Source organism: Marinomonas posidonica IVIA-Po-181 (assembly GCF_000214215.1).
GTDB classification, from domain to species: domain Bacteria; phylum Pseudomonadota; class Gammaproteobacteria; order Pseudomonadales; family Marinomonadaceae; genus Marinomonas; species Marinomonas posidonica.
Map to the genome: position 1 here is coordinate 3084868 of NC_015559.1, position 16915 is coordinate 3101782.

10 protein-coding genes and 2 pseudogenes are annotated in these 16915 nt (G+C 41.2%); 1 reads left to right on the forward strand and 11 read right to left on the reverse strand.

Going from position 1 to position 16915, the window contains the following annotated elements; translation table 11 throughout:
- Positions 1 to 18: 18 nt before the first annotated feature.
- The 5 genes and pseudogenes from fliD to MAR181_RS18560 form a co-directional block, all read right to left on the reverse strand.
- The gene (gene fliD, locus MAR181_RS14175; RefSeq protein WP_013797288.1) at positions 19 to 1371 is read right to left on the reverse strand and encodes a flagellar filament capping protein FliD; all 1353 of its coding nucleotides are present in this window, start codon (positions 1369 to 1371) and stop codon (positions 19 to 21) included.
- A 40-nt stretch (positions 1372 to 1411) separates the two neighbouring features.
- Entirely contained in the window at positions 1412 to 1831 is a 420-nt protein-coding gene (locus tag MAR181_RS14180) for a flagellar protein FlaG (RefSeq protein ID WP_013797289.1), read from the reverse strand.
- Between the two features lie 62 nt (positions 1832 to 1893).
- Positions 1894 to 2925 carry a flagellin N-terminal helical domain-containing protein gene (locus MAR181_RS14185; protein WP_013797290.1) on the reverse strand — a complete coding sequence of 344 codons (1032 nt, stop codon included), beginning with the start codon at positions 2923 to 2925 and terminating at the stop codon, positions 1894 to 1896.
- Between the two features lie 2741 nt (positions 2926 to 5666).
- Positions 5667 to 6527 carry a flagellin gene (locus MAR181_RS18715; protein WP_216086381.1) on the reverse strand — a complete coding sequence of 287 codons (861 nt, stop codon included), beginning with the start codon at positions 6525 to 6527 and terminating at the stop codon, positions 5667 to 5669.
- Positions 6524 to 7004: pseudogene (locus MAR181_RS18560) on the reverse strand (flagellin N-terminal helical domain-containing protein); the annotation flags it as partial. The pseudogene MAR181_RS18560 and the gene MAR181_RS18715, both read right to left, overlap by 4 nt.
- Before the next feature lie 815 nt (positions 7005 to 7819).
- Here MAR181_RS18560 and MAR181_RS14195 point away from each other — a divergent pair.
- A pseudogene (locus MAR181_RS14195) lies at positions 7820 to 8823 on the forward strand (IS5 family transposase).
- A gap of 153 nt (positions 8824 to 8976) precedes the next feature.
- On the opposite strand, the gene MAR181_RS14200 reads toward MAR181_RS14195, so the two are convergent.
- The 6 genes from MAR181_RS14200 to MAR181_RS14225 form a co-directional block, all read right to left on the reverse strand.
- On the reverse strand, positions 8977 to 10518 hold the full coding sequence (locus MAR181_RS14200; RefSeq protein WP_013797292.1) for an HD-GYP domain-containing protein: 1542 nt from the start codon (positions 10516 to 10518) through the stop codon (positions 8977 to 8979).
- 23 nt (positions 10519 to 10541) lie between these two features.
- Positions 10542 to 11837: a flagellar hook-associated protein FlgL gene (flgL, locus tag MAR181_RS14205; protein WP_013797293.1), complete on the reverse strand. Its 1296-nt coding sequence runs from the start codon at positions 11835 to 11837 to the stop codon at positions 10542 to 10544.
- A gap of 4 nt (positions 11838 to 11841) precedes the next feature.
- Complete coding sequence (gene flgK / locus MAR181_RS14210; protein WP_013797294.1) at positions 11842 to 13818, reverse strand: flagellar hook-associated protein FlgK; 1977 nt, start codon at positions 13816 to 13818, stop codon at positions 11842 to 11844.
- A 113-nt stretch (positions 13819 to 13931) separates the two neighbouring features.
- Positions 13932 to 14912 carry a flagellar assembly peptidoglycan hydrolase FlgJ gene (gene flgJ / locus MAR181_RS14215; RefSeq protein WP_013797295.1) on the reverse strand — a complete coding sequence of 327 codons (981 nt, stop codon included), beginning with the start codon at positions 14910 to 14912 and terminating at the stop codon, positions 13932 to 13934.
- Between the two features lie 3 nt (positions 14913 to 14915).
- A complete protein-coding gene (locus MAR181_RS14220; RefSeq protein ID WP_013797296.1) occupies positions 14916 to 16004 on the reverse strand; it encodes a flagellar basal body P-ring protein FlgI in 1089 nt (362 codons plus the stop codon).
- A gap of 51 nt (positions 16005 to 16055) precedes the next feature.
- Positions 16056 to 16904, reverse strand: coding sequence for a flagellar basal body L-ring protein FlgH (locus tag MAR181_RS14225; RefSeq protein WP_013797297.1), 849 nt, complete (start codon positions 16902 to 16904; stop codon positions 16056 to 16058).
- Between the last annotated feature and the right edge of the window lie 11 nt (positions 16905 to 16915).

The following is a 16915-nucleotide window of genomic DNA, read 5'->3' on the forward strand; positions in this document are numbered from 1 at the left end:
AACCAACAAATCGCAGTTTTAAAGTTTAGTCAGCATAGAGTTAAGATAGTCACCTTGAGCATTCATGTTTGCTAGTTGTGTATCGAGACTAGTAAACTTGCTTCGTAAAGATGCTTCATACTTTTCCATACGTTCTTCATAGTCAGAAAGTGACTCTTCTGTATCATTTATCGACTTGTTTACGGAATCCTTTAGGGTATTATTCATTCCTCTAGGGCCAACATAGTTATCTAATAAAACATCCAGAGACTTAGCTAAACCATTTGACCCGACAAACAGTGTAGCAACACTGTCAAAATCAGATTCTACAGCACGATTAAACTTGTCTTCATCAAAGGCAAGCATCCCGTTGTCTTGCAAATCAACACCGACATCAAAAATTGAGGTAAATGGGCTGTCATCACTCGCATGAGTAGACATTAGCTCACCAGCCAACGAACTGCTTAAATTCCGTATCATGCTATTACCATTTAATACGGCTCCTCTCGCAGTACTTTGTTTGAATACCGTAATTAAATCATTATAGGCGCCAACAAATCCCTGCATGGTCTCTTTAACCTGCTCCTGATTGTAAGTTACGGCAACTTTTGCAGGACCATTTGATACGTCTAATGCCTCTATTGATAAACCAGCAATAGCATCATCAAAATTATTAGAATCACTACGAACAGTAATACCATCTACCGTAATGAATGCATCCTGGGCTTCTCCACCCTCAGAAACACTCATGCCTGGAAAAAAGCCGCCAAGAGCTGCACTGTCAAGTGTTAGGTTACTACTGTCAATATGCAGTGTATTGCCTTCCCCAGTGGTTGTTGAGGTAATGGTAAAAAAAGTATGACCTTCACCATCATTTACAAGGTTAGCTGAGACACCATGATCTTTCCCTTCGGCATTAATTTGCTCCCGAAGTCCAGATAACGTTGTATCCGGCTTAACCTCTATCTCAAAGCTTTTTTCACCAATTGATAGGCTTAACTTACCACCAGAAGAGGTGACGACTTCATCTCTAGATGAAAAAGAGGAAATATCAGAAATTAATCGGCTACCTTTGGCTAGCTGATTTACTTGAATTGAGTATTGATCTGTCGATGCTGTTTTGTCAGGTGTGACAGAGAATGTTGTCCCATCATCACCTTCAATAACGGCGTTACGACCTGAAAAAAGCTCTTCTTTATTCAGATCTTTAACATAATTTTTAAAATTGTCGATAGCAGAGCTCACTGTCCCTAGAGCAGAGAGCTCAGCTTCATAGCCTGCTAATTTGTCTTGGTATAATTTTACTTTTGTATCTCGTCTGGCGCTCACCATATCACTTACGAGGCTTTCTAGATCCATTCCTGAACCTGCACCCAATGAGCCAATTGCCATACTAAATCTCCCAGCAAAAACTGCTTATTCTCAAAACAAATCAAACTTCACTATTAACCAATGTCCCTTTAACATCACTTAATTGATTCATAATAGCATCAATTCGTTCCGACATCTTTAGAAACTCTTCCGTCGGCATTTGTCGAACTACATCACCGGTTGCTTGATCCAATACCTTAACAATATTTTTACTACGATCTTCGGTCATTTCAAATGATAGTTGAACATTTAATTGAGACATTTTGCGATTCGCACTCTCAACGGCCTCTCTATCTATCTTTGTAGTTCCAGTAAATCCTTGTTTATTTTGATTATTGGCTTTATTACTATCGGACAAATTTTGAACGGTTTTAGCACCTGCGTCCTGCTGCGATCTAAATTGCTCGCCCATACGTTGATCTTGTCTAGTCGCAACAACCCCTACAGACTGCTTAGAAAAATCACTAGAATTAATTGACATATAAGTAGCCCTCTAAAAGAAACAAAAGCTGGAACGAGGTTCCAGCTTTTTGTATCGCTATATTAACCCAATAGAGACAACGCTGTTTGTGGACGTTGATTCGCTTGAGCCAAGATAGATGAACTTGCTTGCTGTAGAATCTGTGAACTTGTAAGTTGAGCAGTTTCTTCTGCAAAATCAGCATCACGTACACGAGAACGTGCAGCCGATACATTTTCAGAAATATTACTCAAGTTACTAATACTGGAACCCAATCGGTTTTGAATCGCACCCAATTCCGCACGCTTAGAACCCACAGCAGCAATCATATTATCTAAAATATCAATCATACTTTGAGCATTCTGCATTGAGGTTACAGACGGAGTACCAAACCCCTCTTCTGTATCACCAAAGCTGCTTGATCGGCTTGCCGGTGGCTCAGGCATTGCTGGTGGAGTACCGTCAAACTCCTCACCATTTGCTTCGGCTGCAGCTTTCGAAGCTTCATAGTCAGCTACTCGGGCATCATAACTGTCCACTTCTGCTTGGTACTGTGCTTCCTCTTCAGCGTTAGAGGACAAACCAGCCATAGTAAAACCGCCATTACCGGCATAATCCTGATTTTCACCTTGACTTAGGTCAAAGCTGATTGTTTGATTAGCATCCGCACCAACTTGATAAACACCATTATAGCTTCCATCAAGTAATGCTCGTCCACCAAAGGTAGTATCCGAAGCGATACGATCAATCTCAGTAGACAACTGAGTCACTTCCTGCTGAAGCGCTTTACGGTCATCATCAGAGTTAGAACCGTTTGCAGACTGAATAGACAAAGTACGCATACGTTGCAACATATTAGTAGTTTCGTCTAATGCACCTTCCGCAGTTTGTGCAACAGAAATACCATCATTCGCGTTACGAACCGCCTGATTCAAACCATTAACCTGAGAAGTCAAACGGTTAGAAACCTGAAGGCCTGCCGCATCATCTGCCGCACTGTTAATACGTAAACCAGAAGACAAGCGCTGGAAAGACGTATCCAAAGATTTACTTGAATTCATCAACTGACGCTGAGCATTGATTGACGAAGTATTTGTATTTACGTAAAGAGCCATTATAGCCTCCTAGTTTTTTAAAAGCTGCCAAAAGCAGATCGTATAAAGTTTTCGACAAGGTTTTGAAAACCTTTAGTCAGTTTGGGAATCTTTTTTCCTCAAAGCGGAAAAAAACCTCCCTCAAAGCGGCAAAAAAATGCCTTAACTAATTGTTTTAACAAGAAAAACAAAAACAATTAAATTATTTGATTTTTTTTCTAAAAATGCCTTTTTAACGCTATAAAGCGATAAAAAAACCAAAAAAAGCGCACATTCGTGCACATATAAAAAGCACAGCCAAAAGAAACGCCTTTTCACACACTTCCTATTCTTTTAAGCACAACAAAAAAGCACCACCTTAGGCAAAAAACACCCCTTTAAGCGGCGACCTTTTACCCCTTCAGAAGGGGCAATGCCTTGCCATTGCGATTTGCGCGCTTTAGCCAACACCACTGCGATCAAAACCGTCTCAGGTGGCGCAAAAACAACCGACTATCGCAACACAAATTCATTTACTCGATAGCACTTAGCCAAGCGACCTTAACTAGTCCGCCAAAATACGAGCTAGAGTCCGAACCTCACAGCCTAGCTATCATAAAAAATCTCACTAATCGCACTAATTCCAATAAGGGACATCCCCTCTCAACCTGACAGCACGATGACTGAGTTGACACAAGTCAGCGAAAAACGATCAAGTAGCAAGTAACACCATTACAGAGAAGCTGCGAACAAATCACTTTCTCTAAAAATCTCAGTTTTGTGCCATTCAGTTAGCCAGCTCGGTTACAACTTAATTCACAATGAACACAGAATACGCATTGCATTAATCAACCAATCGACTAGTAATCTATCTATGTGCAATCACTCAAAACTAAGCTTGCAATATCGCTTCTCCGCTTATTCGAAAAACATCATTTCAGTAAGTCCTTGCCCACATCCTTAATCACTAAAACAATCAACAGGATCCTTTAGACAGCTCACCAAATTTGTTCGAACAAGACTAAGCTTCACCAAAGTAAGCGGCAGTTTTATGAGTTAGGCATGACCCAAACCAACAAAAAAAGCAACGCTCCTTCATAGGCTCAACCCGGCAACAACCCAAAAATAAAAAGCAACTTGCAGCCTGCTATCACTCAGATATACTGATGCTGCCGACTAAGCCGACACTTGATGATCATGCCCTTGGCATTTAGGCACAAAGCTACCCTGCCAAATAACATCAGCACTTGCTTACGCTACGCAAAAGCATCTTTATCCGGATCAACGCCCACATACATTGAGACGCGATTAAGATAAAACCTTATAGAAAACAAAAATCTAGCGATCAAAGACACCATTATTTTGCTCCCCAAGGCAGCTACTATTAGCAAGCATCAAGACCATTGAGACAGATTTCTCATGCCTTCAAATTCGGACTCGCCGCCCCATAAGATCAGGTCATCTGACACAATCTCTTTGCGCACTGCGATATAGGTATTTTTCGCTCTTTCCGAGCGTGCATTTCGTTAAAATTTCTCTATAAATCCACCTTCGATATCACTCGAATTCATTAATCCCACAATACAAACAGCAATCATTTAGACAAGCTAAATGCCGTTAAACCTCAAACATTCTTTATTTAAAGGAGTCATTTGCTAATCTACTTTTTACCTTGAGCTTGCTCCCTCTGTAATACCAAACTAATAACAACACAGATAGAATCACTCTCATGAAAATAAGGTCTGACAATAAACGTGAGATTCCCACCCAAACACTGTTAACAGATATCCAGGCCCTCCAAATATCCATCTATTTCTTCTCTCACTATCCCAGCCCCCCAAAGCCAAAAGCATTCACTTTTTAACCTCGGTCAAAACTGAGTTCGATGCTTTCACTCATAATCGAATGATTACGATCTTGATCTGGCCAAAGAGCTCTCATTTAAGAATTCACTACTCGTAACAAAAAACGCTTAATCAAAGCCACCAGTGAACATCATCAACTTCGCACTCAAGCTTCCCGCTAATTTATCTTTAATCTATTGACCAAGCTCCAGCAAAGAAGCGATAGATAGCCACATTTCTCACCTTACGACTCATTTCATGTGCTCAAATAGCAACCTCTAAACAAGTCAAATAACTTAGTAAAGTGAGCCTCAACAATCTATTCTTCGCTCCAAACATGTCACTATGTATCCTCTCATCCGCCCTTCAAAATGAAGCGCATTTACTAAGATACAAAATGACCTCCTTTTCTTTGACTGCAAGCCTCAAGTAATTTTCTTGCCGCCATCTATTTACGAATGACGTTCCTATCAAGCAATCTAGTAGTAAGCCTTTAATAATGAAGCAGTCTCTTATTCAGGCACTGATAAGCCTCGATACAATTCAAGCGAGACTCATCCCCTTTAGCCTAGCCACAACTTCCTTAGCAACACTTTTTCTACAAAACAATGACCTACAAGAACCCTCTCTCAAGCATTTTTGTTCTTCTAAGCTAATCTCATAATTGACCTAATATCACTGAGTCCTAAATTCCTAAACTCAGCCAACAAGCTAACTATGGCATTAGCCTAATAGATTCCCACTACAACAATTTCACTTTGCAACTCCATTAAATACGCCATTCCCATCAACACACAAAATCACAAATTTTTGGCATAAAAAAAGCCGGGAGAATATCTCCCGGCTAAAAGGCACCTCTAGGAGAGAGAAGTTGCCTACAATCCGAGAAGGGCTCACACCTCAATTTACAATCTAAAGTAGAGAGTCCTCACCGAAAAATTAATTACCCAACAATGCTAATGCTGCCTGCGGTCTTTGATTCGCTTGCGCTAGGATCGTAGAACTCGCTTGTTGAATAATTTGTGAGCTTGTTAGTGCTGCCGTTTCTGCAGCATAATCAGCGTCTCTGACTCGAGATCGTGCAGCAGATACGTTCTCTGAAATACTAGACAAGTTGTTAACTGTTGAGCTAAAGCGATTCTGTACAGCACCTAATTCCGCTCGCTTTGAGTCAACTGCTTGAATCATCACATCCAACATAGCGATCATACTCTGTGAGTTTTTCACATCGGTAATCGATACAGAGTCTGCTGTAATTAAAGGCGTACCATACTTCTTCTCTGCCTCAATTACCGTTCCATCAGGCTGCGTAACAGAGCCATCTGGATGATTAATCGTTCCATCTGGATGCGTGATAGATCCATCCGGTTGTACAACACGTCCATCCGGGAAGGAAATGCTTCCATCGTTTAATGTTGTGGTACCGTCAGCATTCAGAATAGTACCGTCTTCATTAACGACATCTTCTCTTGGCGTACCATCTTCATTAATCGGAGTACCAGTCTCATCAATCAGAACACCATGTTCATTAATCAGACGACCCTGCTCGTCGATTAAGTCATCGTTCTCATTAACTAGCTTCCCTTCTTCATTAATCAGCTCGCCGTTTTCATTAATCAAATGGCCTTGCTCGTTTATTGCATCACCATATTGATTCACAAAACCACCTTGCTCAGTTGGAATCACTTGAACAGGCTCTTTTTCCGGCTCCTCATAAGGAACACCAGAGGTTAGGCCTGAAACGGTAAATCCACCGTTACCTACAAGGTTAATCGAGTTATTAACACCACCATATTCCATCGAGAAACTGATCGTCTGATTGGCATCAGCCCCCACCTGGAAAATACCTTGATAGCTTCCATCTAGAAGGCTTCGCCCACCAAAAGTGGTAATATCAGCAATTCGGTTAATTTCATGTGCCAGTTGGCCCATTTCTTGTTGCAGTGCTATACGGTCTTCATCAGCGTTTGAACCATTTGCAGATTGAATAGATAAGGTTCTCATGCGCTGAAGCATGTTTGTTGTTTCTTGAAGCGCTCCCTCTGCCGTTTGAGCTAAAGAGATACCATCGTTTGCGTTTCGAATAGATTGATTCAAACCATTAATCTGGGAAGTCAATCGATTGGAAATTTGCAAACCTGCCGCATCATCGCCCGCACTGTTAATACGCAGACCGGAAGATAACCTTTGAAAAGCAGTGTCTAATGCCTTACCACTACTTGTTAATTGTCGCTGAGCATTCAGCGAGGACACATTCGTATTTACATATAAAGCCATTTTAATCTCTCCTAATTTTTTAATTAAAGAGACCGGCCTTTTATTTTATTTAATTATCAAGGCTTCTTTTGTCTCTTATTAAATTTATCGTCATCTCGACTTATATCTTTAATATTTTTTTCGTTTTTTACCATTAGAGCTTATTGGTTTTATAAGGTTGCTCTTTTAGGCGATACTTGGTTTATCGAACAGGATAAAAAGAACTTTAAATTTTTTTATATCTTTTTTCTAAAAAACAACACCAACCAAATAAAACACAATGAAAACAACATGTTATAACAAAACGCCTACTATATAGCAACGTCAAAAAAAACTAAAATAGATCATTTATTAAACGAAAAAAATGTTATTTTTTTTGTTTTTTTTGTTAAAGTTTTTCTGCACTTTGCCGAGCTCAAGAAGCCAAATCAATTAACTCATCACTAATAAGTCAACAACCTTAATAAAAGCCATTATCTAAAAGCCAGGAAATTTAAAAACAATTATAAAAAACCAAAATAATATGATGGTTATTTTTTAATTCAGTATTATTTGATACTAATATTTTTTTGAAAAAACCTTATCACTAAAAAGTTCAGGTAATGAAGAGATACAGGAAGAATTTAGCAAGATAGCTACGATAATCGCTCAATAGAAAGAAGAAAGAAGAAAGACTGAAATTAATAGAACAATTCCTACAGACTAAGCCACCATACTCGCTGATATCAAAATCAAAGGTAATGTTAGGGAAGATGCGAATAATTTCCTCTCATAAGACAATCGCGTTTTAAGCGTTCAAGCCTCAAGCCTCAAGCCTCAAGCCTCAAGCCTCAAGCATGTCACACCAACTCACCTTTGCCGACTGCGAGTTCAACAACAAACACCGTAAAACAGGTAAGGAAATTTCCCTTTCTCACATGAATGAGTTGATGCCTTGGGATCAACTAGAAGCGGTTATTGAGCCGTTTTATCCTAAACCAGGGAATGGCAGAAGACCTTATCAGCTATCAACCATGTTCCGCATTCACTGCACGCAACATTGGTATAACATGAGTGATCCAGCGATGGAGGATGCCTTGAAGGAGATCTCTTCCATGCGCTTGTTTGCTGACTTGTCGTTAGATAAAAACCAATTCCTGATCACACCACTATCATGAATTTCAGACACTTATTAGAGAAACACACACTTTCGCGCCAGCTTTTTAAAGAGGTGAATAGATGGCTGTCTGATGCAGACATTTACCTCAAAGAAGACACCATATCGTAGACGTGACTATAAATAGAAGCGACCAGCTCTGCCAAGAATAAAACCAAAGGAAGAGAACCTGAGATGCACCAAACTCAAAAAGGTAAGCAGTGGTTCTTTGGTTTAAAAGCCCATTTTGGTATTAACGCAAGAACGGGATTAACTCACAGCGTGAGTACAACGGCGGCCAACGTTCATGACATCACGGAAAAAGCGAACCTTCTTCATGGCGAAGAGTGTTTTGTCTCGGCCGATTCTGTCTATCGTGGCGCTCAAAAGAAAGAAGCGTAAAAAGAAGTCAAAGCAGACTGGTTGATTGCCGCTATTTGTTTTGAAACGATTGGCAAGCAAATAAGAATCTTAAAAAAACACCCTAGGAAAAATAAACAGCCCATCCGAACGGACTAGATCAAAGCCAGTATTCGAGCAAAAGTCGAACATCCCTTTAGAATCATCAAGTGTCAGTTTGGTTTTAGAAAAGCTATTTATCGTGGGTTGGCTAAAAATGACCGTAAGCTCGCCATGCTGTTTGCTCTTGCAAACGTGTTTCGAGTTAACCTGATGACCCGAGCCGCAAGGGGGGAATCCGCTTAAAAACCACTAAACAAAGTTCAATTATCTTATTTGGCGACAGAAAAGTGATAAAACAGCCATATTACTGACTGCCATTGGGCTTTTCAGAATGTTAAGACACGCAGCTCGACTTGATTGCATGTTCCTTAGAAAGATCAGAAAAGGTTTTGGTATTTATGAGATATGATTGATGAATTGCAAACCGTATTGTTGTGGATTCACTCCTTCTTCAATCATCAAATCAGATTTCAAATTAGCAGATTTATTCAGCTCAATATCAGTTTCTTCAATGAAGGCTTTGCTGGTAACACTGTACACCTGACGCACTAGGTTAGGCTGAAACGCCTTATTCAGAGTAAGAACAAAACCGATCCGACCATTTGATAAAGACACACAAGAACCCACCGGCACCCGGCCAATACTTTTCAGAAAGACCTTTATTAACTCTTTATCAAATGCCAATCCAGCTTCACGCTCAAGTTTCTCGCAGGCATTGATCGGCCCCATAGAAGGTTTATGAGCTTGCTCTGAAGTAATTGCATCATAAGCATCAATGATGGCTGCGATTTTGCCGTAAACAGAAATTTCTTGGTCCTGTTTCCCTGCGGGATAGCCCGAGCCGTCCACTTTCTCGTGATGATCATACAGCATTTGATAAACGGCTTTGGGAACACCTTCACATTTTTGTAGAATTTGTTCACCAAACTGGATGTGCTTGCGGAACAAGTCAAACTCACCATCAGTCATTTTCGTCGTCTTTGATATCATTGCAGCCGGTAATCGAAAACGCCCAAGGTCAAACAGTAAAGCCCCTAATGAAATCGCTTCTACATAAGCATTATTAAGTCCCAATGCTTTAGCAAAATGAATGCCTAGTACCGCCATACCTATAGCATGTTGCTCTAAATACATATCAGTATCTTTAACATGGCGTAGTGCCATGACCGCGAAATTATTACGAGTATGGGAATCAATTAAACGTCGACATAGCTTCTTTAACGCCTCAACATCCAGTTGCTGGCCACGTTTAAAATATTCTACCTGTTGTGCAAGCAACTCGTGGCCATCACGGAAGATTTTCAACCCTGTAACCACTTCGTCATCAAATTGAGTCGGTATAAAACGAATGTCTTTTGGCGCTTTCCTCATTAAAGCGGCACGAGCTTTTTGCTCTGCCGCCCTCTCTTTGGTCAATTTCGTCTCGCCATCAGCACCTTTCATATTGTTGTTCATACGCGCTTTATGAGACAACACCTGTTCACGAGTATTCTCATTCAATTCTTGGCGAAAATAGCGAAACAGACTCTGCCCGCGGGCATGCTTTGCTCTAAGCTCTTTAGTACTTAAGCTTGGATTCAGCTTTTTCAAACTACGCACAGAACGCCCTGCAGCCAAAGACATGCATAAAGTTAAAAAGCGCTCTTGCGCATCATAAAGGCGTTCACGACGACTGTTTAGCAAAGTGCCATCATTAAAATAAGGATCATAAGGCAGAAAGGATTCATCGAGCGGCACACGAAGTACATCAAAAGCCACTTGGCGCATTGCAATGCCGACGATACGATCTTTTTTGCCATGCATGCCTATAAGGCTTTTTATGCGTTTACTACCAAGCACTTGCGACTTGATTTTCATGATGCCGAGAATTTCCTCAACATCAAAGTAACCAACATTAATATCAGCCCCAAAACAAGACTCTATTTTAAACGCTGACATTGCTCAGTTTGAACTCCACATGATTACATTTTATTAAACAAAGATAGATTACTAACACGGGAAAATACTTTTTGTGATGCATCCAAAGCGGCTTCTCTCATTGAAAGCTGTGTGGCGGCATCGCCCATATTCAGCTCACCTTCACGACTTTGCGCTACAGCATTATTCAGATGATTAGCGGAACTAAAGTCCTCTCTATCACTGATAATATTAAGTCTTGCACCAATTTCTGAACGGCTATCACCAATTCTCTGCTGGGCACTATTGATACTGTATGTCGCACTAAAAAAAGCTTCTTCCCGATCTTCCTTGGTAGAATTTACATCCGTTAATACGGCAAGTGAATCCTTAATTTGATTTAAAACATTATCTTTTTTAGGTTTGTTTAACGTGATATCAACATTCGCTTCTGGCGCGCCCTCTAATATAAAAGACATGCCTGCAAATACAATCGGCTTCCCAATAGAATAACTACCTGAATCTATAATTTCCCCTTGACTATTGGTAATAGCATATTGCGCTTCTTTCCCTGTATAAAATTGATAATCATCCTCGGAAACATTCTCATCACGGTAATCTAATGCTGGATTTGTATCATCCATCTCTGGATAAGAAGTAACAAGATGATACTTATTCAATTCAGGCGACTCTGGATCATAGTTTTTTGCCATAAAACTATCAAAATCGGCTTGATCCTGAACCTTATCGGTTAACAACACATTGCCTGACATCAACTTTGAGGTAAAAGTTCGGTTGGTCCAAATATCTTGAAATAAGGATTTCCCAGAGTTTGTTACTGGTATTTTTAAGTCTTCTGATATTTGAGCATACTTTTGCCCTTCATTTCCTGACCAGTGATAATGACCATCACTACCAAGCATAAAAGCAGGACTAAGAGAATCAGTACCAGCAAAAATATAACTGCCATCGGCACTTCTAGAATTCATAAGATCTGCCATAGACTCAGTAATCAAAGATATTTCATGCACAATGGCGTTTATATCTTCCTGAGTATTGATGTCATTTTGGGCTTGAATGAATAAGGTGCGAGCTGAATCCAAATAAGCATTCATGCCATCTAATGCGACTTCTTGGTATTCCAAGTTTCCCGTCGCCATCTTAATGGCTTCATCATATTGTTCTAATGTACGGTTCTTACCTTCATACAATAGAATTTGACTTGCTCCAACAGGGTCGTCACTTGGCTTTATTATGTTTGTCTGAGCGGCAATTTTTCCTTGTACATCAAGAATTTTATCATTTGCTTGAGTTATCGACTTACTTGCTTGGCCATAGATTAAATTATTCGTCACTCGCATAACATTACCTCATAATCCCAAGCAAGGTCTCAAACGTCGTTCGAGCCGCAGTGACTACTTGCGCAGATGCTGAATAAGATTGTTGGTACTTTAATAAGTTCACCGCCTCTTCATCTAAACTGACTGCAGACAGCCTATCACGACGTGCAACGCTTTCATCCATCACTATTTTGGAAGCATCGGCATGACCTTCCACTTCAGCTGTTTTACTACCAACATAAGATATAAAACCTGAAAATGCCTTCATTAGAGTCGCTTTACCTGCTACTAAACCTTTAGTTTGTAAGTCAGCAAGTGCAAGGCCATTAAAATTATCAGAGACTCCCAAGTTCTCTGTCGTAATAGTAAACTCATCTCCGCGCTTGGGCTTTGAAGAAACCGATACCTCAAAACCAGCCTCTTCTGCTAAACCCGCTTGTTCAAGTAACTTCGTATACTGAGTTACATTACTAACCGAAGCAATCTCAACTCCAGATGCATCTCTTACAACGTAGGAACTCGGTGATGTAAAGTAAATTTGATGTGGTGCACTTGGATAAAGGCTTCCATCAGATGAAAAGGCCGAAGTGCCTGAATTTGTATTCGTAACAGATGTTAATGATATACGCGAATCGGATAAATTATCTGAGCTTGTATTTACTACTAGAGGAGCACCTAGGGCTAACGCCTCACCATTTTTCGCAAACATGGATAGACTAGTAGCGGCACCTTCTGTTGGCGTAAAGCGAAACACATCATCCCCATCAATCTCCTCAATATCCGCTAAACTCAAATCAAGACCAAGCTCAGCGATATTAAAATAGCCATGACTGTCTTTTACCAAGTTGTCTGGATTAAATGTAACAGGTTGATCAACATATTTTCCATTAAGGTCTATTGTCTTAATGACAAAATGATCACTATCAGTACGAGTCAACTCAAACGTATTCTTAGACACTTTACTAGATTGACCATCAGCAACTTTTACTGAGATATTTTCTGCTTTATGGAGGTTCTCTAATGATGAATAGACCTGGACTTTACCTAAAGTAAATAGATTCTGGCCAAACTCACCATTGGCATCAATGCCCTTTTTATTTTGAGTATTCATTGCATCAGCTAATGATATGGCATGTTGACCTAATGTTCTGTCAGCATACACACTAAATTCTGTGCGATAGTCAATTAAACCACCAAGACTCCCCCCTAAATTTTCAGTTTTTAAACCGACTTCATAATCACCAAAGCTAACACTCAAGTCTACTTTTTTAGGGTCAAGAGCATTAGGACGAATCATTAGCTCCGTTGTAGTTTTATCCATTACTAAGGGTTGTCCGTTCGCTAACTGAACTGTCATTAACCCATCTTTATTAAACTGGATACTAACGTCTAGATACTTAGATAATTTTTTTGCTAATAATTCCTGCTGATCACGCAATTCATTAGCTGGCGAAATAGAAAAAGTTTCATTTTTTAAAATCGCCTTATTTAAATTCGATATTTCTGACGTTATGGCATTTAAGTCATCAAGTGATGAAGCTAACTGCTCATCAATCAGCCCCTCTTGGTCACTAACAATTCCTGATAATACTTGATATTGCTGTACCAAATTTTCAAGACTCGAATAAGCTAACCCTCGTAGAGAAGAAGAAGTAGGGTCATTGTTTACTGCCTGCAAGGCGTCAAACGAATTATTAAGATAGGTGTTTAGAGAAATGCTGTCTTCAGCCAATAAATTATCTGAAGTTGAAATCATGGAAAGATAAGCGTCATAGTAGGAATGCTTAGCAGTATCGGTACGCACCTGTTGACTAACAAAATTATCCACAAGACGAGATGTATCACGAATCACAACACCGCCCACAGGGGAGCTTACCGTGTCGGTTCTTTGACGGCTGTAACCTTCTGTATCCACATTGGTTGTATTTTGCCCCGTAGTATTAATACGTGCATTACTGGACAAGAGTCCAGTCAAACCAACCGAATATAAATTTGAGCTCATAGCCCACACCTCTAGCCTTAGTTTAAATTCGCTTAAAGACGCAAAAAATCGCCTCTAAGAACTAGAGAATGCAAGAACTTTACCAATAGTGTTTTTTCAGCGAGAATATTTTTCTAAAGTCGCTCAAACCACTGACTGGACAATATGTTATCTATCTTATCTGCGTACTTAGGATCGGTTGCATACCCCCCAGCTTGCAGAGATGCGGCAAACTTTGACGTATCCTCCCCAGCGCCAAGGGCATCTTTATACCGCTCACTTGAACTCAGAAAATCCGCATAGTCATCAAAGCTTTGCGCAAAAGAGTCATAAGCTCGAAAAGCCGCTTTCTCACGCTGTGCTACACCATTTCGAAACTCTAACGTATTGACCACAGCGCGATCACCAGACCAACGTGTGTCCGCTTTTATACCAAATAAGTTAAAACTTGCCGTACCATCTTCTTTTGCTATTGGATACTTGCCCCAACCCGTTTCAAGGGCCGCTTGCGCCAGAATCGCTTTTGGATTAACACCCAATTCGTCGCCAGCTTTTTGAGCATGAGGCCACAAGGTTTCAACAAACTCTTGCGGTGACTCAAACACCACAGAAAGCGCCGACGGAGCTTTCGCTATTGATAGCGGAGGCGTCTCATCTTGCTCTTGAATAGATTGAATAAAATCGGATGAAGCACGTTTAGCCAACGCTTGAATACGCAACATATCTTGTTTGGCCACTTGATTTAGGAAATTTGTATCCTCTGTACCACCATTAGAGGACGAGGGCAGGCTCACCCGGTTTTGCTGTTGAGTTTGATATTGGCGTATCAAGGCATCGGACAATCCAATCCCCCCAGATTTAGCCATACTCTGCGCCATCTGTGAGTCCATCATTTCTTGATATTGCTTGGTTTGCGTACTGGAAAACAAGCCATCACCAATAGCTTCATTAGTACTGCGCATGTTCTTTAGCAGCATATTAATGAAAATCGACTCAAACTGCTGAGCCACTTCTTTCAAGGCGGAATCAGGGTCTTTTTTCGCCTTAGTTTTCAAATCCGTTAAGGACGAAAAGTCAGCAAAAAAATCTTGTTTTGGAGGAATTGAGTTCATCATGATTTAAATCACTACCAGATCCGCATTGATAGCCCCAGCCTGTTTTAGCCCCTCAAGGATAGCCATCACATCACCAGGTGCTGCCCCTACCTGATTGACAGCGCGTACTATGTCATTCAAAGAAGCTCCGGGATCAAACATAAACATATGGCCACTATCGTCAGCAATCTCAATTCCTGCACGTGGGGAGACTATGGTTTCCCCTCCGGTCACCTCGCCATCTTGACCGACTTGCGGGGGCTCTTCAGTAATCGTAACCGTTAAACTGCCATGAGTAATGGCGGCAGGAGAAACCTTCACATGTTGACCAATAATAATGGTGCCGGTTCTGGAGTTCACAACGATGCGAGCCCGCTCTTCCGCCACATCCACTTCCAAATTTTCTAAGATAGAGAGAAAAGTCACACGCTGACTGGGGTCACGAGGGGCCGACACACGGATAGACGTAGCGTCTAGTGTGGTGGCAACACCTTGTCCAAGCAAGTCATTGATTTTATCTGAGACATGTTTCGCTGTGGTAAAGTCAGGCCGATTCAAATTAAAGGTCAGCGTGTCGCCACGGTTAAAACTGCTCGGGACAATACGTTCCACGCTAGCACCATTTGGAATTCGACCAACCGTGGGCACATTACCTGAAGTACGAGAACCGTCAGCACCATTGCCTCCTAAACCGCCCACCACAACATTACCCTGAGCAATTGCGTAAACAGCGCCATCTGCGCCTTTTAACGTGGATAACAGTAAGGTGCCACCACTTAAGGCACTGGCATTACCAATGGAAGACGTTGTCACATCAATTTTCTGACCAGGTTTAGAAAAAGCGGGCAAAGTCGCCGTCAATGAAACCGCCGCCACATTTTTAGACGTCGCACTCACCCCTTCCGGTAAGGTCACACCAAAACGCGATAACATGCTAGCAAAACTTTGATTTGTAAAGGGTGTGCTATCGCCCGTACCATTGAGGCCAATCACCAAGCCATAACCAAATAATTGGTTATCTCGAACACCTTGTACACTTGCGATGTCTTTCAGACGCTCTGCCTGAGCCGATACTGACAAGAACCAAACGATCATTAATGCAAAATACTTCATTCAATCACCTATTGTGAGAAACCCATCGTTTCTCAATTTCAACCTTCAAGATTAATAAGGCATATCTCGAGTATTTAATAAACGGCTTACCCAACCTTGCTCACTGCCCGCGGCGACTTCACCAGTGCCAGAGTAAGTAATCCTGGCGTCCGCAACACGCTGGGATTCAACAGTATTGTCTGGGGATATGTCTTGTTTACGCACTAATCCAGAAAAACGAATGTACTCATCCCCTTGATTTAAACGTAGCCATTTTTCACCCCTCACCGCCAACAGACCATTTGAGTATGCCTTGTATACGGTTACCGTTATCGTACCACTTAAACTGTTATTCTGGTTAGCTGAAGCATTACCGGAGAAATCGGTTCCTTGCTGCGGCAATGTCGTATCCATCCTTAACTCCTGCCCCAGCACAGTCGGGTTTTCAATGGTCGCTGATGATGATTTAGAGACTGTCGCCCCATTGGCTTTATTCGAAGTCGTTGTTTCATTGAGGTTGATCGTCAATATATCACCGACCTTACTGGCTTTTTGATCACCAAAAAAGACATCCCCCATACCTGCTTGATAAATGCCACCTGTTGGCGCTTGAGCCGAGCCCATGCCATTATCATAAATAGGCGTATAATATGGGTCATCTTGCTGGATCGCCTCAGTAACCTCTGGCCCATTCAAGGGATCATTCGGGTCGGGGACAAATCCTTTACGATCTTCTTCTGCTGGCGTATCTTCTGACGCGTCATCATCTTCATCTGTTACGGCATCCACCACCGCATCGGCTACCGCACCCGCCGCACCCGCCGCGGCGGCATTCGCAACGGCCTGCTGATCGATGTCCCAAGTTAAACAGCCTGTTAAGCAGAAACTGAGTGAGGCCAACAGAAAAAGTTTTATCTTCATTCTTAATTACT